Origin of the sequence: Streptomyces tatrensis (assembly GCF_049310065.1) — a bacterium.
Classification (GTDB): domain Bacteria; phylum Actinomycetota; class Actinomycetes; order Streptomycetales; family Streptomycetaceae; genus Streptomyces.
This window is the reverse complement of record NZ_JBMDLB010000011.1, coordinates 1,572,451-1,590,434: the sequence shown is the minus strand read 5'-3', so window position 1 is coordinate 1,590,434 and position 17,984 is coordinate 1,572,451. Positions and strand designations below refer to the sequence as shown.

At 73.7% G+C, this 17,984-nt stretch carries 14 protein-coding genes; 6 read left to right on the top strand and 8 right to left on the bottom strand.

From position 1 onward, the window contains the following. Nucleotides 1–12 precede the first annotated feature (12 nt). Together ACODT5_RS22840 and ACODT5_RS22835 are read right to left on the bottom strand one after the other, a co-directional pair. Nucleotides 13–1,998 (bottom strand): sigma-70 family RNA polymerase sigma factor, encoded by a 1,986-nt coding sequence (locus tag ACODT5_RS22840; protein WP_422521165.1) that lies wholly within the window; start codon nt 1,996–1,998, stop codon nt 13–15. Between the two features lie 3 nt (nt 1,999–2,001). Further along, nucleotides 2,002–2,325, bottom strand: a complete 324-nt coding sequence (locus tag ACODT5_RS22835; RefSeq protein ID WP_422521164.1) for a YciI family protein — start codon at nt 2,323–2,325, stop codon at nt 2,002–2,004. 165 nt (nt 2,326–2,490) lie between these two features. Between ACODT5_RS22835 and ACODT5_RS22830 the strand changes: the two genes are divergently transcribed. From ACODT5_RS22830 to ACODT5_RS22810, 5 genes are all read left to right on the top strand, one after another. After that, on the top strand, nt 2,491–3,177 hold the full coding sequence (locus ACODT5_RS22830) for a DUF998 domain-containing protein (RefSeq protein ID WP_422521163.1): 687 nt from the start codon (nt 2,491–2,493) through the stop codon (nt 3,175–3,177). Between the two features lie 200 nt (nt 3,178–3,377). After that, on the top strand, nt 3,378–3,974 hold the full coding sequence (locus ACODT5_RS22825) for a hypothetical protein (protein WP_422521162.1): 597 nt from the start codon (nt 3,378–3,380) through the stop codon (nt 3,972–3,974). Between the two features lie 128 nt (nt 3,975–4,102). Then, nucleotides 4,103–4,588 carry a hypothetical protein gene (locus tag ACODT5_RS22820; RefSeq protein WP_422521161.1) on the top strand — a complete coding sequence of 162 codons (486 nt, stop codon included), beginning with the start codon at nt 4,103–4,105 and terminating at the stop codon, nt 4,586–4,588. 89 nt (nt 4,589–4,677) lie between these two features. Then, nucleotides 4,678–5,232: a hypothetical protein gene (locus tag ACODT5_RS22815; RefSeq protein ID WP_422521160.1), complete on the top strand. Its 555-nt coding sequence runs from the start codon at nt 4,678–4,680 to the stop codon at nt 5,230–5,232. 108 nt (nt 5,233–5,340) lie between these two features. Next, on the top strand, nt 5,341–6,345 hold the full coding sequence (locus ACODT5_RS22810) for a serine/threonine-protein kinase (RefSeq protein ID WP_422521159.1): 1,005 nt from the start codon (nt 5,341–5,343) through the stop codon (nt 6,343–6,345). Here ACODT5_RS22810 and ACODT5_RS22805 read toward each other — a convergent pair. The 6 genes from ACODT5_RS22805 to ACODT5_RS22780 all read right to left on the bottom strand — a co-directional run bounded on the left by ACODT5_RS22805 (nt 6,314) and on the right by ACODT5_RS22780 (nt 16,723). Continuing rightward, entirely contained in the window at nt 6,314–6,553 is a 240-nt protein-coding gene (locus tag ACODT5_RS22805) for a response regulator transcription factor (RefSeq protein ID WP_422521158.1), read from the bottom strand. The genes ACODT5_RS22810 and ACODT5_RS22805 overlap by 32 nt on opposite strands. Before the next feature lie 213 nt (nt 6,554–6,766). Beyond that, entirely contained in the window at nt 6,767–9,244 is a 2,478-nt protein-coding gene (locus ACODT5_RS22800) for a SpoIIE family protein phosphatase (RefSeq protein WP_422521157.1), read from the bottom strand. 82 nt (nt 9,245–9,326) lie between these two features. Continuing rightward, nucleotides 9,327–9,980, bottom strand: a complete 654-nt coding sequence (locus tag ACODT5_RS22795) for a 4'-phosphopantetheinyl transferase family protein (protein WP_422521156.1) — start codon at nt 9,978–9,980, stop codon at nt 9,327–9,329. Between the two features lie 24 nt (nt 9,981–10,004). Further along, complete coding sequence (locus ACODT5_RS22790) at nt 10,005–13,019, bottom strand: type I polyketide synthase (RefSeq protein ID WP_422521155.1); 3,015 nt, start codon at nt 13,017–13,019, stop codon at nt 10,005–10,007. Between the two features lie 145 nt (nt 13,020–13,164). After that, entirely contained in the window at nt 13,165–14,790 is a 1,626-nt protein-coding gene (gene dacB / locus ACODT5_RS22785; RefSeq protein ID WP_422521154.1) for a D-alanyl-D-alanine carboxypeptidase/D-alanyl-D-alanine endopeptidase, read from the bottom strand. Between the two features lie 253 nt (nt 14,791–15,043). Beyond that, on the bottom strand, nt 15,044–16,723 hold the full coding sequence (locus ACODT5_RS22780) for a carbohydrate binding domain-containing protein (RefSeq protein WP_422521153.1): 1,680 nt from the start codon (nt 16,721–16,723) through the stop codon (nt 15,044–15,046). A 294-nt stretch (nt 16,724–17,017) separates the two neighbouring features. Here ACODT5_RS22780 and ACODT5_RS22775 point away from each other — a divergent pair, with 294 nt between their 5' ends. After that, nucleotides 17,018–17,974, top strand: a complete 957-nt coding sequence (locus ACODT5_RS22775) for a GlxA family transcriptional regulator (RefSeq protein ID WP_422521152.1) — start codon at nt 17,018–17,020, stop codon at nt 17,972–17,974. The last annotated feature ends 10 nt before the right edge of the window (nt 17,975–17,984 follow it).

The following is a 17,984-nucleotide window of genomic DNA, read 5'->3' as shown; positions in this document are numbered from 1 at the left end:
GAGTACGGATACTCATCCGGGCTTGAGGCGGCGCAGGGTGTAGCCCCCGTGCGCCGGGTCCAGGGGCCTGGTGGCCTCCTTGAAGAGGTGCTCGGCCCGCTCGTAGGACAGGCGGCGCCGGCCCGTGTCCGGGCAGAGGTCGGCAGGGGAGGGGGTCCGGGCCGGTCCGGGCCGCCGCTCGGAGAGGAACACCGGACCCCGGGTGCGGCCGGCCAGCAGCAGGGGCAGGAGCCGGGCCGTACCGGAGCGCCAGCTCACCCACCCGCGGCCCGCACGGGCCCGGCGGTCCTCCAGGTCCAGGTCTTCCACGTTCAGGGACAGCACGGCCTGCACCCCCGCCGCCGACTCGTGCAGGAGCCGCCACAGCGTCAGTTCCCGCAGGGGCACTTCGGGGTCGCTCCAGAGCGCGTCGAGCTGTACGGGGTCCAGGGCGGCGCCCCGGGGGAGGGGCTCGGTACGCCGCTCCAGCCCTGCCGCGAGCCCCTCCAGGCCGGCCCAGGCGCCGAAGGAGCGTACGGCCGAGCGGTGCCGGTTCCAGGTCCGGGCCGCCGCGGAGCCCCAGGCGGCCGTGCACACCCGTGCCACCTCCTCGGCCGTCAGCCCGGAGAGCGGCGTGCCGTCGCCGAGGCCCAGGCGCAGCCGCCGCAGGGTCTGCCCGTACGAGCGGACCGTCGCCGCGTCCAGATCCGCGCGGCCGAGGAAGCCCTCGGCGGCCCGCCCGAGGGCCGGACCCGGCGCCGGACCGGCCGGGCCGGCGGCGGCTTCCTCCGCGCGCCGGCGCAGGAAGGCGCGCTCGGCGGCGTTCTTGGCGAGGGCCGCCGCCCGGAGGAACTCCAGCCGCGCCTCCGGGCCGCGGTCCAGGCGCAGCAGCAGGTCTCCGCGGACGCTGGGGAGGAGGTGGTAGTCGCGGAGCACGGGATCGGCGACCAGGGAGTCCACCAGGTCGAGGCCGGCCTGCGGCCCGTGGGCCATCCCGAGCGCCACCGCCCGGTTGAGCTGGACCACCGCCGTCGGCAGCAGCCGCGCCAAGGCCCCGTACAGGGTCGCGATCTGCGCCCAGTCGGTCTCCTCGGCGGTGCGTGCCTGTGCGTGGCAGACGGCGATCGCCGCTTGCAGCATGTACGGGCCGGGACCCCCGCCGGCCTCCCGCGCGCGCAGCATCGCGGTGAAGCCGCGGCGTACGAGCAGCTGGTCCCAGCGCCCCCGGTTCTGCTCGTGGAGCTGGACGGGCTCGCCCGAGGGCCCGGTGCGCGCCGCCGAACGGGAGGCCTGGATCTCCATCAGCGCGACCAGGGCGTGCACCTCGGGCTCCCGGGGGGCCAGCTCGGCCAGCAGCCGGCCCAGCCGGAGCGCTTCCAGGCAGAGCCCGGGGCGCATCAGGTCGTCGCCGGAGGTGGCCGAGTAGCCCTCGTTGAAGATCAGGTAGATGACCTCCAGCACCGAGGACAGCCGCTCGGGCAGCTCCGTCTCCTCCGGCAGGTCGAAGGGCACGCGGTGCTCGGCCAGCGTGCGCTTGGCCGCGGCGATCCGCCGGGTGACGGCCGTCGCCGTGACGAGGAAGGCCCGTGCGATCTCCTCGGCCGTCAGGCCGCCCAGCAGCCGCAGGGTGAGCGCCGCACGGGCTCCGGCCGGGAGCACGGGGTGGCAGGAGAGGAACATCAGCCGCAGGACGTCGTCCTGTTCGGGCTCCTGGTGCTCCTGCCACTCGTGGCGCTCCTGGCGCTCCTCCAGCTCGTGGGCGAGCTGCTCCTGCTTGTCCGTGAGCAGCCGGGAGCGCCGGATGTGGTCGACGGCCCGGCGTTTGGCCGTGGTCGTCAGCCAGGCGCCGGGGTTGTCGGGTACCCCGGCGGCCGGCCACTGTTCGAGCGCGGCGACGAGCGCGTCCTGGGCCAGTTCCTCGGCGAGGCCGACATCGTGCACCAGGCGCGTGAGCGTGGCGATGATCCTGGCCGATTCGAGCTTCCAGACCGCGTCGATCGTCCGCGAGATGTCCGGCACGGGTCAGGGGGCGAAGACCTGCTGGATCACGCTCTCGCCGTCACCGACGATCCTGCGGAAGCGGCGGGCCAGCTCGATCGCCTCTTCCCTGGACCGGACCTCGATCAGCGCGAAACCGGCCACGGCCTCCTTGGCCTCGGCGAACGGCCCGTCCGTCACGGTGATCTCCTCGCCGGAGGAGGCCACCAGGATGCCGCCCGGCTCCAGGCCGCCCGTGGCCAGCAGTACGCCGGCCGCCGTCAGCTCCTCGATGAACCTGCCCATCTCGGCGTACAGCTGCTCGTCGGGGGCGGCGTCGGAAGGCTTCGTCGTCATCAGGTAGCGCATGGGGACTCCCTCGTCTCGTGGTGCCGGGATGCTGCCGGTACCTGCCTATACGTCGAACCGCCGATGTGACAGGGAACGCGCCCGTTCCCTGTCACATCGCCGCTTCGACGTATCGGCGAGAACCGAGATCGAGAGCCGCGCACGACGACCCGAGAGGCATCCATCATGACCACCCAGGCCCCCACCACTGCCACCGTCTCCTCCGCCACCCGCTCCTCCTCCTCCTCCTCCGCAGGCACCCGTTCCCTGCTGACCTGCGCGGTCGTGGCCTCCCCGCTGTGGGCGGTCGTCTCCCTGACCCAGGCCGCGACCCGCGAGGGCTTCGACATCACCCGCCACCCGCTGAGCGCGCTGAGCAACGGCAGCCTCGGCTGGCTCCAGATCACCGCCTTCCTGCTCGCCGGAACCCTGCTCGCCCTCGGGGCGACCGGCCTGCGCCGGGCCCTGCGCGGCACCCCGGGAGGCGCCTGGGGGCCACGGTTGGTCCGGATCGCGGGCATCGGCATGATCGCCGCGGGAGCCTTCGTGATGGACCCGATCGACGGCTTCCCCGTAGGCGCCCCCTCCGCGGAGGCCGCGACGCTCACCTGGCACAGCTACGCCCACTTCGCCGCCGGGTCGGTCACCTTCACTTCGCTGATCGCCGCCTGCTACGTCCTGGGCCGGCACTTCGGCCGCGCCGGGAACCGCCGGTACGCGATCGCCTCCCGGGCGGCCGGCACCGCCCTCCTGATCGGCAACGGCTGGGCGATGGGCGGCGGCCCGGCCGGCACCCTGACCCTGGCCGTCGGAGCCGTCACGGCGATGCTCTGGATTTCCGCGGTCGCGTACCGCAGCCGTCGCGGCATCTGACCCGCGGGGCCTCCCGGGCTTTTAAACGGTGGCGCGGTGGGTGTCAAGTCCCGAGTTTCCGGAACATGACCCGGATGTACCCGCCGGGGCTTACTTGAGGCACAAGGGAAGAGACGGAAAGCCTCCCCGAGGAACTCCCCCTCTCCCCTCATAACCACACCGCTCCGAATACCCGGGGCGTACACCATGAGGAGAAGGTCATGAACCGTAAGACTCGCACCAGCAGCATCGTCCGCACCAACCGTCGTGGATTCCGCCTGGCGACCCTGGTCGCATCGGCCGCCATGATCGGCGGAGGGGTCCTCCTTCCGGCCTCCATGGCGACGGCGGCCCCGATGCCGGCCCACGTGGCCACTGCCCTCCCGGCCGCCGGTGGCGCCGGAGGGGACGGCGGGGAAGGCGGCGGCGGCCTCGTCGGCGGCGGTGGCGGCTCCGGCGGCTCCGGCGGGGCCAGCGTCCTCGGTACCGGCGGAGCCGGCGGCAAGGGAGGCAAGGGCGGCGACGGCCTCCTCTCCGGTGGCGGCGGCGGCGGCGGTGGCGGCGGTGGCGAAGGCGTCGTCGGCGGCAAGGGCGGCGACGGCGGCGGTGGCGGCACCGGCCTCTTCGGTGGCAGCGGCGGCAACGCCGGCAGCGGCGGCGACGGCATCCTGGTCGGCGGTGGCGGCGGCAAGGGAGGCAAGGGCGGCGACGGCGTCTTCCAGGGCGGCAGCGGCGGCAAGGGCGGCAAGGGCGGCTTCGGTGGCCTGTTCGGCGGCGTCGGCGGCGGCGGTGGTGCCGGAGGCATCAGCATCTTCTGACCGCTGACCCCGCACCGTGCTCGACGGGGTGGAGGCTTTCAGGGCCTCCACCCCCACCCCCCCAGATCCACCCTCACCCCCCCTTCTTTGATCAGCGACATCCGTGCACACGGAAACGGAGAACCCCCATGTTCACGAGCCCCTGGCAGCGTCCGCTCATCTTGGCGGCGGCCTCCCTGGCTTTCGTCACCGGTACGGCGTGCGCCGCGCAAGCGTCGCAGTCCCACACCCCCACGAGCACCGTTTCCTCGCCCATGACCGGATCGCCCGCCCACTGCGGGTTCGGCGGCGAAGGTGGCGAAGGCGGCGAAGGCGGCAAGGGTGGCGAGGGCGGCAAGCCCGGCAAGCCCGGTGAGCCCGGCAAGCCCGGACGGGCCGGCTGCTTCCGGTTCGAGGACCTGCCGGACAAGTCCAAGTCGGAGCTGACGATGGTGGACAAGGTGCGCATCGTGGTGACCCTGCTGGCCGACGACTCCGACGAGACGAAGGAGAAGATCGCCAAGAAGTACGACATCTCGACCAAGCAGATCGACAGCTGGAAGAAGAGCTACGAGGACGGCGACTGGTTCGCCCTGATGGGAAGCAACAGCCCCTTCTCTCCCCTCTCCACCTGACATACGGGCCCGACCGGCCGGTGGCCGGCCGGGCCTTTTCCCATCCGAATTCCCGACACCGTTCAACCGCAATCGGCAAGGAGAATCCCATGCGCACGCGTTCCTGGAAGTTCCGTATAGGTCTTGTCATCTCGTCGACGTTGATCGGTGCCGGTGCGATGGCGCCCGCGGCCATGGCCGCCCCGACAGCCACGACCACGACGGTCGCGGCGCCCAGCGGCTGGCAGGACGGTGGTGACAGCAGACCCGGCACGAGCCGCCTCACCGGCAAGGTCAAAGTCGGCAACGGCAGCGTCCAGGTCGGGGACAAGGTCTGCGCCGGCAACTGCAACGGAACGGTCAACGGAACCAACGGCGGCAACGGCGGAATCTGCGCCGGACTCTGCAACGGCAGCGCCAACGGCGGGACCGGCACCCAGGGCCGGCCGTCCGGCGACGGTACGAAGGGCGGCAACGGCGGGATCTGCGCCGGAGTCTGCAACGGCAGCGTCAACGGTGGAACCGGAGGCAAGGGCGGCAACGCGGCCCCCGGCGGCGACGGCGGCACCGGAGGCAAGGGCGGCACCGGCGGCATCTGCATAGGCGTCGGCTGCGAAAGCAGTGGCCGCGGAGGCAACGGCGGAGCCGGCGGCGACGACGACTGACCGCCGGGCCGAGGGCCCGGACACGGCACATCCCCGTGGGGCGAGCACCGCTCGCCCCACGGGCGTGCGTGTGGATCACTCGATAGACTTGGCCGAGGGAGGCGCCTGATGGGCACGGCAGCGAACCGGGGCCTTTATACGGGCCGCGCCTCCGGCCTGATCGGGATGCAGATCGCCGGCTACCGGATCGAGCGCATCATCGGCCGGGGCGGCATGGCCGTCGTCTACCAGGCGAAGGACCTGCGCCTGGACCGTACGGTCGCGCTCAAACTGATCGCCCCGGAGCGCGTCCGGGACGAGGTCTTCCGACGCCGCTTCGCCCACGAATCCCGGGTCGCCGCGAGGATCGACCACCCGCACATCGTCCCCGTCTTCGAAGCGGGGGAGACCGACGGGGTCCTCTACATCGCCATGCGGTACGTCGCCGGGATGGACCTGCGGGCCCTGCTGGACCGGGACGGACCGCTGCCCGTGCCGACCGCGCTGCGCATCGCCGCCCAGGTGGCATCGGCGCTCGACGCCGCCCACGAGCACGATCTGGTGCACCGGGACGTCAAGCCCGCCAACATCCTGGTGGCCGAGGGCACCGACAGCGAGCACCCGGAACACATCTACCTCACGGACTTCGGCCTGACGAAGAAGTCGCTGGCGCTCACCGGGTTCACCACGGCGGGCGAGTTCGTCGGCACGGTCGACTACATGGCGCCCGAGCAGATCTCGGGGCGTCCGGTCGACGGCAGGTGCGATGTCTACAGCCTCGGCTGTGTCGTCTACGAGTCCCTCACCGGCGGGCCGCCCTTCGTCCGGGACGACGCCCCCGCGCTGCTGTGGGCGCACCAATACGACAAGCCGCCTCCCCTTGCGGAGAAGCGGCCGGATATCGCGCCGGAGGCCGGCGCCGTACTGGAGAAGGCTCTGGCGAAGGTCCCGGAGGACCGCTACGACTCGTGCCTGGAATTTGTGGCGGCGCTCCGTGCCGCGACCGCCACCGCGGTGACCCGACGGGCCGCTCCGCGGCCTCCCGGGGATCCGGGGAGCGGCGAGCCGCCGCGGGAGCCGCCGGACTGGGCGCGGCCGGTGTTCACAGACCCAGCGAGATGGCCAGGCGGGTGAGCTCGGCCGTGGTGTTGATGCCCAGCTTGGCCCGGATGCGGCGCAGGTAGGCGTCGACCGTGTGCTTGGAGAGTCCCATGGAGCGGGCCGTCTGCACGTAGGTGCACCCGGCGGCGATGTGGCGCAGGGCCTCCTGCTCGCGCGGGGCGAGGGTGGCTGCGGGGGCTTCGGTGGCTTCGGCGTGCGGCGCGACGAGTGTGAGGCTCATGGGACTTCCTCCGGCACTTCGGCTCGTTCATCACGGCTGCTCGCACCTTTGGAAGCAGAGGACATGTCCACGAATGTGAATGTATGTCCGTGTTAAAGAGCCTGTCGGTGGGAGTTCATCACCCTGTCCGTCGTCTGTCACGGGCGTGTCACAGGGAAGGGGAGAAGGTCCTCTTACGGGTCCCCGGAAGCCCCCGGAAGTCCCCGGAAGCTCTCAGAAGCCGGCGAGTGACTGCTCGGCCCAGATGGTCTTGCCGAAGAGGGTGTGCCGGGTGCCCCAGCGCTGGGTGAGCTGCGCGACCAGCAGCAGGCCGCGACCTCCCTCGTCGAAGATCCGGGCACGCCGCATGTGCGGGGCGGTACTGCTCGCGTCCGAAACCTCGCAGATCAGCGTCGTGCCCTCGTGGATCAGCCGTAGCTGCACGGGCTGCTCGCCGTAGCGGATGGCGTTGGTGACCAGTTCGCTGACCACGAGCTCGGTGACGAAGGCTGCCTCGTCGAGCCCCCAGACGGTCAGCTGATCGGTGGCGTTGCGGCGGGCCTGCGCGACGAAGGAGGGGTCGGAGGGCAGGTCCCAGACGGCGACCTTGTCGGTGTGCAGGGCCCGGGTCCGGGCGACGAGCAGGGCCACGTCGTCATCGGGCCGGTGGGTCAGCAGGGCCGTCAGCACCCGGTCGCAGACGGTGTCCAGAGTCGAGGAGGGCTGGACCAGGGCCGCGAGCATGCTGTCCAGGGCCTCGTCGATGTCGTGGTCGCGGGCCTGCAGCAGGCCGTCGGTGTACAGCGCGAGGAGGCTGCCCTCGGGAAGTTCGACCTCGACGGTCTCGAAGGGCAGGCCCCCCAGGCCCAGCGGCGGTCCCGCCGGGACGTCGAGGAGGTACGCGGAGCCCTCGGGGGAGACCACGGCGGGCGGCGGATGGCCGGCCCGGGCGGCGGTGCACCGGCGGGTCACCGGGTCGTACACCACGTACAGGCAGGTGGTTCCGATGCCGCCGGTCGATTCCCGGCCGGTCTCGTCGGCCGACAGATGGATGATCAGGTCGTCGAGGTGGGTGAGCAGCTCGTCGGGAGGCAGGTCGACGTCGGCCAGCGTGCGCACCGCGGTCCGCAGTCGGCCCATGGTGGCGGAGGCACGCATGCCGTGGCCCACGACATCGCCCACGACCAGGGCCACCCGGGCCCCGGACAGCGGGATCACGTCGAACCAGTCGCCGCCCACGCCCGCCTCGCCGCCGGCGGGCAGATAGCGGGAGGCGATCTCCAGCGCCGACTGCACGGGCAGCGTGTGGGGGAGCAGGCTCCGCTGCAGCGTCATGGTGGTGGTGTGTTCGCGGGCGGTCCGGCGGGCCCGGTGGATGGCCGTGGCCGCCCGGGCCGTGAGCTCCTCGGCCAGCCGCAGGTCCTCCGGGTCGAAGGGCTCCCGGTTCTGGTGGCGGCTGAAGACGGCCAGGCCGAGGGTGACCCCGCCGTCGCGCAGCGGCACCAGCATCATCGAACGGGTCCCCTGCTCGCTGATCCAGGCGGCCCCGGGATCCTGCGCCACCCACCGGGCGACGGCCGGGTCCGCGGTTCCGTACACGGCGCCCCGACCTGCGGCCAGACACTCCACGGGGGGTGACAGCGCCGGGTAGACGGCGCTCTCCCCGACCGCGAACCGGGACTCCTGGCTCCCGCCGAGGACCGACCGTACGGCGCTGCGGGACACCGTGAGCGCCCCCGTCCCGGGATTCCGGGACGAGGCCTCGCCGCGCGAGGAAGGTTCCAGCAGGTCGACGACCGCGAAGTCGGCGAGCCGGGGGACGGCCGCGTCGGCCAGCTCCTGCGCGGTACGGGCACTGTCCGGGGCGGAGGCGGTGGCCGTGCGGGCGCCCGCGAGGGTCGTCGGGAGCGGCCGCCGCGGGGCGGTGTCACCCGCGGCCCCGTCGTGCGCGGTCAGGTACACGGCCCGCACCCGGCCGTCCGGGCCCGGTACGGGGGCCAGCGAGGTCGCCCAGCCGTTCGCCGAGCCCGCGCGGGGCGGCCGGACGAAGCCGTCCACGGACTGCGGCTCGCCCGTCTCCAGCACCCGGCGCATCCCCCGCTCGGTCTCCTCGCTCACCGGGTCGGGGGCGATGTCCGACAGGCGCAGCCCGCGCATCTCGGCCTCCGTCAGGGAGAGCTCCCGGTGCATGCCGGCGTTCGCCCGCACCAGCCGCAGGTCCTCGTCGAAGACCGCCAGGACGCAGGGGGACCGGTCGAAGGCCCATTCGCCCAGGGGCCCGTCCCAGGACGCGTCCGGCGCTCCCGCCACGGCGGACACCACGAACCACTCGGCCGTCCCGCCCTCTCCCGTCCTGCGGTGCGCGAGGAGCCCCGTGTCCACCCGGCGTCCGTCCCGGTGGCGCAGCGGCACGGTGCCGCTCCACCGCTCCTGCCCGGGTGCGACCGGCCGCGCCGCAGTGTCCGTACCGCCGGATCCGCCGAGGCCGACGGGCTCGGCGGGCCGGTCCGCGAGCAGGTCCGCGGCGGGCAGGCCCACGACCTCCGAGGGCGCGTAGCCGAGCAGTCGGCGGGCTTCCTCGCTCCACCCGGTCACGATGCCCTGCTCGCTGACGGTGGCCGTGGCCGTGTAGGCCGCCCCTGCCCCCGCCCCCGGGGAGGCGTGCGTCGTCCGGGCCGGGCGCTCACCGGGAGGGGTGGGAAGTTGCTCCATCGCCGCTCATCTCGCCTTCGCTGGCCAGGGGCTCCACTGACAAGCATGAGACGGCGCGGCAAGGAGCACCAACGCAGTGCGGTCAGGTGCCCGGGTGCGCCAGTACGAGGGCCAGGACCGCGCCCGCCGCCCGCCACACCACCGCGCGCCGCCGCCCGCCGAGGAGGGGCGGCCGCAGGCCCAGGATCTCCACGCGGAGCGGAGCGGCGCCGAACATCCCGCTCCGGTCGGCTTTGACCGCCGCCTCCTTCAGAGCCCAGGCGGCGGCCAGAACCTCGGGCCGGCCGGCACCGACGAGGGAGAGCTCCCCGGGCGTCAGCACCCGGTCCGCGACCCGGCGCACCACGTCGGCCGAGGCGGTTTCGCACAGGTCCACGCCGACCGGTTGCGGTGCGAGGGCCGCGGCGACGTGCCCGGCGGTGTGGCTGACGGAGAGGTGCAGGTCCGCCCGCGGACTGCCGCCGACCAGGACGTACGGGCTGCCGTCCGCGCGGGGCAGGACCTCCACCTCCCGCTCCGGAGCGCCGACGGCCTCATGGACCAGCCGCTTGGCGAGCAGCCGGCCCGCCGTCCACTCGGCCTGCCGCCAGGCCGGCAGCGCGTGCAGCACGCGCCGCTCGGCGGGTGAGAGGAAGGGGTCGCGGGCGGGAGCGTCACGCCGGGCCACGAGGAGGACGGCGCCGCCCCAGCGGTGGACGTGACCCGGTGCGAGCGGCGGGAAGGAGTCGGTGCGCATGGCGGCGGCGGTCCGGGCGCGGGCTCAGGCGGCCCGGGCACGGACCCGCGCGACGAGGGCGTCGAGGCCTCCGGCGCCGACCAGGTGCACCCTCCATGCCGGCCACTGCCGCTCGAGGGAGGTGAGGAGGTCGGTCAGCGCCAGCGGGTCGAAGCCGAGCTCCTCGAACAGGAGTTGGCCGCCGCGCAGGTGGTCCACGGGGAACGCGCCGATCCGCGCCACGTGGGCCCGTACGGCCTCGGCGACCTCGTAGAGGTCCGCGACCGGCGGGGCGAGGCGCAGCGGGGAACGGCCCGGTACCGCAAGGCCCCGTACCGCGAGGCCCGGTACGGCGGGCGGGGTGGGCGCGGGCTCGTCGGCGGGGAGGCAGGCCGGGACCCGGAGGGAGCGGCAGTCAAGCTTGGCCACCGGCAGGTCCAGGAGCCGGCGGTCCTCCGCGGGGACCAGCGCGCGCGGGTCGACCGGGGCGCCCAGGACCGCGAGCCGGGCGAGGGCCAGTACGAAGGTGCGACCGTCGTCCGGCACCTCCCCGGCGACGGGAACGACGTGGACGTCGCCGTGGCCGGTGAGGTTGCGGCGGACCGAGGTGAGGAGCGAGGTCCCGCCGCCCACCTGGAGGAAGACGCGGGCCCCCTGGTCGTAGGCGGTGCGGACGGCGTCGTCGAAGAGGACCGGCGCCGATGCGTGCCGGGCCCACAGCTCGCGCAGCCGGCCGGGGTCCTCGCAGACCTCCGCGTTCACGGAGGAGACGAACGGCACGGCGGGCCTGCTGATGCGACGGGCGGCGAGGCCCGAGCGCACGGCCTCCTCGGCCCGGGCCAGCCGCGGGGAGTGGAAGGCGTTCGAGACGTCGAGCGTCGCCGTGACGACCCCGGCTTCCGCGCAGGCCTCCCGCAGGGCGGCGAGACCTTCCGCGGTGCCGCTGACCACGACCTGCCGCGGCTGGTTGAAGCAGGCGAGCCACACGTCGTCGATGCCGTCGACGAGCCGGCGGCAGGTCTCCTTGTCGGTCTGCACCGCGAGCATCCCGCCCCGGAGCCCGGCCGCGGCCCGCCGCAGGGCCGCGCCCCGGTGCACCAGCAGCCGGACGGCGTCCACCTGGGTCAGCGCTCCGGCCGCGGCGGCCGCCGCGAACTCCCCGGCGCTGTGACCGAGGGCGAGGTCGGGGGTGATCCCGCAGTCGGCCAGGACCCGGGTGGCGGCGATCTGGACGGTGCCGAGCAACGGCTGGCACACCTCGGTCGCGGCGAGCATGCGCCCGAGCTCCCCGTTGTCCGTGAGCGGGGCGCGGGGCACGGAGGCCTCGCCGTACAGCAGGTCGGCCAGGTCGAAGCCGAGGTCGGCCCGGGCCACGGCGCTGAGTACGCAGACGGCCGAGCGGTAGGCGGGGAACCTCTCGTAGAGGTCCCGCATCATGCCCGGACGCTGGCTGCCCTGACCGGGGAAGAGGAAGGCGGTACGGCGCTGCGCGGCCGGCAGCGGGGCGTCGGCGGCGAAGGCTCCGTCGCCGAGGTCGCCCCGGGCGCCGGCGAGGAGCTGCTCACGGGCGTGGCGCAGCCGCTGGACGAACGCGCCGGTGCCGGTGGCCACGATCGCGAGCCGGGCCGGCAGCGCAGCCCGCGCGCCTAGGGTGTGGGCCACGGCCGCCAGCGGCGTACGGTCCGCCGCGTCGAGTACGCCGAGTACCTCGCCGATGTGGTGGTCCAGGAGCCCGGGGTTTCCGGCCGAGAGGAAGACGAGCTGGGGCCGGGCGGCTTCGGTGTCGTGGGCGGCTCCGGCGCTCCCGCCGCCGAAGGCGCGGTGCGCGGGCCGTCCGGGGACCGGTGCGGAGAGCTGTCCGGGGACCGGCTCGGGGCGTTCCTCCAGCACCACGTGGACGTGGCCACCGCCGAAGCCGAAGGAGCTGACGGCGGCACGTCGCGGGGTGCCGCCGCCCGGAAAGGGCCGCGCGGTGTCGGCGAAGCGCAGGCCGGCGGCGGATACGCCGAGGTCCGGGCGGGGGGTGGTGGCCGGCTGCGGCACGATCGTGCGGTGGTGGACGACCAGGGCCGTCTTGATCAGTCCCGCGATGCCCGCCGCGGCCAGGGAGTGCCCGATCAGGGCCTTGCCCGAGGCGAGGTAGCACAGGGACGGGTCGTCGTCGGGGTACTCGGTGCGCAGCCGGCGCAGCGCCTCCACCTCGGCCCGGTCCTCGGCGGCGGTTCCCGTCCCGTGGGCCTCCAGGAAGGCCACGGAGGACGGGGCGACTCCCGCGTCCGCGTAGGCCCGCCGCATGGCGCGGAGCCGTCCTTCGACAGCGGGGGCCAGGGGGTCGGGGGAGGCGCCGTCGTCGGCCGAGCCGATGCCCTTGATCACCGCGTAGACCCGGTCTCCGGCGTCGAGGGCGTCGGCGAGCGGCCGTACGACGACGACACCGGCGCCCTCGCCGAGGACGAACCCGTCGGCCTCCGCGTCGAACGGGCGGCACACCCCGGCGGTGGACAGGGCGCGGAGTCCGGGGAATCCGGGCACGTCGTCGGGGGTGAGGTCGAGGCGGACGCCGCCGACGAGGGCGATCCGGCAGCTGCCCTGACGGAGGCGCGCCATCGCCTGGTGGAGGGCGACCAGCGAGCCGGAACGGGCGGCGTCGACGGCGAAGCCGGGACCGCCCAGGCCGAAGTGGCGGCTGACGGCGGCGGACGCCGGGGTGAGCGGGCTCCCGGGCAGGGTGAAGGCCTCGGATCCCGACAGCCCGAGGAAGACCCCGGTGTGCTCCCGGTCGAAGTCGCCGCGGCCCATCCCCGCGTCGTCGAGGGCCTCGCGGCTGACGTCGAGCAGCAGCCGGTGGTGCGGGTCCACGGCCCGCGCGCGGGCGGGCGGAACTCCGTGGTGCAGGGCGTCGAAGCGGTCCGCGGAGTCCAGGAAGGCCGCGTGGTTCCGGCGTTCCCCGGGCGCTGCGCCGAACTGGCGCGCCCCGCTCAGCAGGAGGTTCCAGTAGCCGAGGACGTCGGGGGCGCCGGGGAAGCGGCAGCCGAGTCCGATGATGGCGATGTCGGTCATGGCGGGTCTGCCTCCGGTCCGGTGGCGCATCGCTCCTGCCGTGCGCAGGACGGTCGCTTTCCACCGTGCCCGGAGGCGGCGCGGGGCCGTAGACCCGGCTTTTCGTTACTTGACAGGGCCGGGGACGGGTGCTGCCCGCCCGTCCTCAGCTGCCGCCCGCGCCCTCCTGGAGGTAGGCGGCGATCATGGCGACGTCGTTGGCGATGTCGAGGATGCCGCTCGGGTCGGTCGTCGGGGTCGAGGCGCCGGTGACGCCCGCGTAGAACACGTCGAAGCGGCCGTCGCCCTTGTCCAGGTAGCCGGCGATGGTGATGGCGCCGATGCCCAGGCGGTCGTTGAGGGCGTCCAGCCCGACGGCGGCCCCGGTCTTGGCGAACACCTTGCCGCGCGCCGGGCAGTCGCGGCAGTTCTCGGCCAGCAGGCCGTCGACCCCGAGGATCGGCAGGGCCTCGCGGAAGCGGCGCGCTTCGGGGGAGCGCAGCCAGTACGTCAGCATCTGGATCTCCGCCCGCGGCGTGGACCGGTCGACGGGGTTGCCGCCCCGCCCGTCCAGGAGCTGCACCTGGGCGCGGTCCACCTTGGCCTGGTCCAGGAAGGAGGCCAGGACCGGGAAGCCGTCCATGCAGGCGCGGCTGCCGGTGGTGACCGCCATCAGGCACATGCCGAGGTTGGCGCCCAGGTTGTGGCTGACCTTGAGGATGAGCTCGGCGTACTCGGCGAAGGGCGGCGAGGTGTACGCGGCCACCCGCGCCCGGCCCTCGTAGCCGGCGGGCAGCAGGTCCACCGGGTTCCCGCCCGCCGGGTCCGCGGTCACGTCCACTCCGGCCCGTTCCAGGGCCTCGATCAGGGCGGTCCGGCCGAAGGCGGCCGGGTCGGTGATGGGGGAGACCTTCAGCACCGGGGCGGCGCCCGCCGCGATCGTGCCGGACAGCCGGATCCGGGTGCCGTTGTCCGAGGTCGTGACCGTGATGGCCGTCGGCTTGCCCGCCGCCACGGTCTTCACCGTCGAGGTGACCCGGTACGGGGCGACCTTCGGCCGCCAGTCCAGCCGGGCGGGCGCGTCGGCGCGGTCCCCCGGGGTGGTCGTCAGGTCGATGAGGTTGTCGTTGACGATCAGCGGGGTCGGCATGGGGATCAGGACGGGCTCGGGCGCGAAGAGCCGGTCGTCGACGATCACGTTCCCGTCGACCCGGGTGATGCCGGAGTCGCGCACCTGGCGCGCGAGGAGGTCGATGCCGGCGAGCGGGTTCTGCGGGGTGAGCGTGGCGCCGGGGACGTCGTCGGCGTAGGTGTGGTCGAGGTCGGTGAAGGCGACCGTACCGTCGGGGCGGGTCCTGCCGCCCATGGTCAGATCGCCCTGGGCGACCAGGGCGAGATCGCCGGTCAGGGTGGCGCCGCGGCGCTCGCCGACCGCGTAGAGCGGCGTCACGAAGCGGTGGTCGCCGCCGAGGGCGTGCCAGGCGCCGGACACGCTGAAGAGCTTGGCCGTGGACCCGGGGATGAAGAGCTGGTCGGGGAACCGGCTGTGGACGGTCCGCCCGGTGTCCGGGTCGACCTGGAGGAGGCCCCACTGGGCGTTGCGGTAGCCAGGCTTCCGCATGATCTCGGTGATCCGGGGGTCGAGCGGGTCGGAGCCACCGGAGTCGGAGGGCGTGGGCGTCGGCGGTGTCGCCCCGGCGGCCGTGCCCGCGGTCAGGACCACGAGCAGGAGGGCCGCGCATCCGGCGGTCATGCGCCGCCGCAGGGACCGGGGGTGCGTTCCTCGTGCCACGGCGAGCCCCGTTCGTCTGGGCGGCGGGCTCCTGCGGAGGTGTCACCCGGTCGCCTGTACCAGTACCCAGGGTTCCGCCAGCGTGGCACGCCCGCATCCTGCACGCACCTCGCCGGGGCCGTCCCCCTGATCAACGCGGTCGTGGGGGCGTACGGCGACCTCGTGCTCCCCGACCGGTTCCCGATACCGCGCGAGACCGGGCGGGGGCCGCCGCGGAAATCCGCGACGGCCCCCGGTCGTACGAGCCGGACGGTCAGCCGGTGAAACCGGCCGTGATGGAGGTGAACTGCCAGTCGCTCTGAGCGATGCCGGAGCAGGTTTCCTGCAGGCCGCCGCCGGGGCAGCCGCGGTCGCGGTTCACCGACCAGAAGGCGAGGCGCGCGATGTGGTGGGAGTTGGCCCAGTTGCGGATGTCGGTCCAGTTCTGGACGGTGGTGGTCTCCTGGGTGTCGCTGATGCCGTTCATGCCCGAGATGCCGATGTGGGAGTACGCGGTCGCGTCGTCCCAGCCGTAGGTGGACTTGAGCTTGGCCTTGAGGCCCTCGGTGGCGCTGACGGTGCTGGCGTACATGTCCGTCGAGGCGTTGCCGAAGTCGAACGGCATGATCGTGAAGACGTCGATGCCGGCGTTCAGCGCCTTGGACTGCTCGATCAGGCGGTTGCCCCAGCTGGTCGGGCCCGTGGTGGAGGTGCCGAAGGTCAGGATGGTCTTCAGGCCGGGGTTGTTCTGCTTGACGATCTTGAGCGCGCCGAGGATGCGGTCCTGGACCACGGCGTTCTCGAACTCGTCGGTGTTCTCGATGTCCACGTCGATGGCCTTGAGCCCGTACGCGGAGATGACCTGCTGGTACGCACCGGCCAGGGCCTCGGCGCTGGAGCAGTTGGGGCCGAGCTTGTTGCCCTGCCAGCCGCCGATGGAGGGCACGATGTCGCCGCCCGCCGCGCGGATCGAGGCGATGGTGCTCTGGTCGATGCCGCCGGTCAGCGGGCGCTGCCCGTCCCAGGAGGGGTTGCAGCCGCCGGAGGAGAGGATGAACGCCATGGTGAACCACTTGGTGCCGGTCGCGTTCATCACCGTGGTCGCGCTCGGCGGGTTGCCCCAGCCGAGGTAGAGGTACGGAGCGGCCTGCTTGAAGCCGGTCGGCGGCGTGGTCCCCGTGTCGGTGGTGACGTTGACGGTGTTCGAGGCGGCCGAGGTGTTCCCGGCGGCGTCGCGGGCGCGCACGGTGAACGCGTAGGCGGTGCTGGGGGTCAGGCCGGTGACGGTCGCGCTGGTGGTGCCCGAGGTCGCGACCTTGGTCCCGCCCTGGTAGACGTCGTAGCCGTTCACGCCGACGTTGTCGGTGGAAGCGGTCCAGCTCAGGGAGGCCGTGGTGGAGGTCTTGCCGGTGGAGGCGAGGCTGCCGGGCACGGTGGGCGCCTGGGTGTCGACGCTGCCGCCGGGGCCGTCCAGGGTGATGTCGTCGGCGTAGTAAGTGCCCTGCCCGTACCAGCCGTTGAGGTAGATCTCGGCGCTGGTCTGGGATGCGCCGGTGGTGAAGGCGACGGTCAGCTTGGTGTAGGCCGCGGCCGAGGGGGTCCAGGTGGAGGCGCCGCCGGTGACCCCGAGGTAGACGTAGCTGCCGCGGACCCAGGCGGAGAGCGTGTAGCTGGTGTTGGGCTGTACGGCGACGGTCTGGACGCACTTGGCGTTGTCGCTCGCGCTGGCCGCGCCGGCCAGGGCCTTGCTCCCGCCGTGCACCGGTGAGCCGACCACGGAGCCCAGGGCGCCGGAACAGGACCAGCCGGCCGTGGTGCCGGACTCGAAGTCGCCGTTCGAGAGGATGTTGGCGCCGAAGGCGGCCCCGGGGGAGGTCAGCACCGCGGCCGCGCCGAGCAGGGTGGCGCCGAGGGCGCAGGCCAGCCGTGTGCGGGTTCGGTTTGGGGTACGCAAGGAAGTGCCTCCAGTGGGAATGGGGGGACGGCGTGGAGCGCGAAGCGTGGGCGTGCGGCCCGCCGGGGACGCGTGGGGACGCTTGGGGACGGGGCGGCGGGCCCGTGGGTGGGGGGCCTGCGACCGGGTGGGCGTGGGGAGTTGACGCCGTATCCGCTTCGTGGCCGGGAACCTAATCCTCCGGAAGGACCGCCGTCAACAGGTCTGGACCAACTGATAGGTGGTTGTCTCAATCGGAAGGTTTACTAACGGTGAAGCTTGACAAGCCTCCCGCCCCTTCGGAAGCATGACGCGGTGCCAGCCTCCCGCCCCCACCACGTCGCCGTCCTCGTCCTCGAAGGGGCGAAGCCCCTCGACGTCGGCATTCCCGCGCAGGTGTTCACGACCCGCGCGAGCATGCCGTACGAGGTCCGGGTGTGCGGCGCCGCCCCGGGGCTCGTGACCGGTGGTGACGGCCTGTCGTACGCCGTCGCCCACGGCCTCGAAGCCCTCGCCTGGGCCGACACCGTCTTCGTCCCCGGCTACCGGTTCCCCGACCGCGAGGACCCGCCGCGCGCCGTCGTCGACGCGCTGATCGCCGCCCACGAACGGGGCGCGCGGCTCGCGGCCATCTCCACGGGGGCCTTCGCGCTCGCCGCGACCGGCCTGCTCGACGGCAAACGGGCCACCACGCACTGGCACTACACCCGGGCGCTCGCGGCGAAGTGGCCGCTGGTCCGGGTCGACGAGAACGTCCTGTTCGTCGACGAGGGCTCCGTACTGACCTCGGCCGGAGCCGCCTCGGGCATCGACCTGTGCCTGCACGTCCTGCGCAGCGATCTCGGGGTGGCCGCCTCCAACCACACCGCCCGCAGGCTGGTCGCGGCCCCTTACCGCAGCGGCGGCCAGGCGCAGTACGTGCCGCGCAGCGTGCCCGAGCCGCTCGGCCCGCGGTTCGCCGCCACCCGCGAGTGGGCGCTGCACCGGCTCGGCGAACCCCTCACCCTGGAGGCGCTCGCCCGGCACGCGGCGGTGTCCCCGCGCACGTTCTCGCGGCGGTTCGCCGAGGACACCGGGTACACGCCGATGCAGTGGGTGATGCGCGCCCGCATCGACGTGGCCCGCGAACTGCTGGAGCTCTCCGAGCGGAGCGTGGAGCAGATCGCCGCCGACGTGGGCCTGGGCACCGGCGCGAACCTGCGGCTGCACTTCCAGCACATCCTGCGGACCACGCCGAGCGAGTACCGGCGCACGTTCGCCCGGGGCGAGTGACGGGAGGCGC

Excerpts from the sequence above, each read along its gene's own strand:
- ACODT5_RS22835 (WP_422521164.1), bottom strand. The coding sequence starts at position 2,325 with ATGCGCTACCTGATGACGACGAAGCCTTCCGACGCCGCCCCCGACGAG.
- ACODT5_RS22810 (WP_422521159.1), top strand. The coding sequence starts at position 5,341 with ATGGGCACGGCAGCGAACCGGGGCCTTTATACGGGCCGCGCCTCCGGC.
- ACODT5_RS22815 (WP_422521160.1), top strand. The coding sequence starts at position 4,678 with ATGCGCACGCGTTCCTGGAAGTTCCGTATAGGTCTTGTCATCTCGTCG.
- ACODT5_RS22805 (WP_422521158.1), bottom strand. The coding sequence starts at position 6,553 with ATGAGCCTCACACTCGTCGCGCCGCACGCCGAAGCCACCGAAGCCCCC.
- ACODT5_RS22800 (WP_422521157.1), bottom strand. The coding sequence starts at position 9,244 with ATGGAGCAACTTCCCACCCCTCCCGGTGAGCGCCCGGCCCGGACGACG.
- ACODT5_RS22820 (WP_422521161.1), top strand. The coding sequence starts at position 4,103 with ATGTTCACGAGCCCCTGGCAGCGTCCGCTCATCTTGGCGGCGGCCTCC.
- ACODT5_RS22790 (WP_422521155.1), bottom strand. The coding sequence starts at position 13,019 with ATGACCGACATCGCCATCATCGGACTCGGCTGCCGCTTCCCCGGCGCC.
- ACODT5_RS22830 (WP_422521163.1), top strand. The coding sequence starts at position 2,491 with ATGACCACCCAGGCCCCCACCACTGCCACCGTCTCCTCCGCCACCCGC.
- ACODT5_RS22825 (WP_422521162.1), top strand. The coding sequence starts at position 3,378 with ATGAACCGTAAGACTCGCACCAGCAGCATCGTCCGCACCAACCGTCGT.
- ACODT5_RS22795 (WP_422521156.1), bottom strand. The coding sequence starts at position 9,980 with ATGCGCACCGACTCCTTCCCGCCGCTCGCACCGGGTCACGTCCACCGC.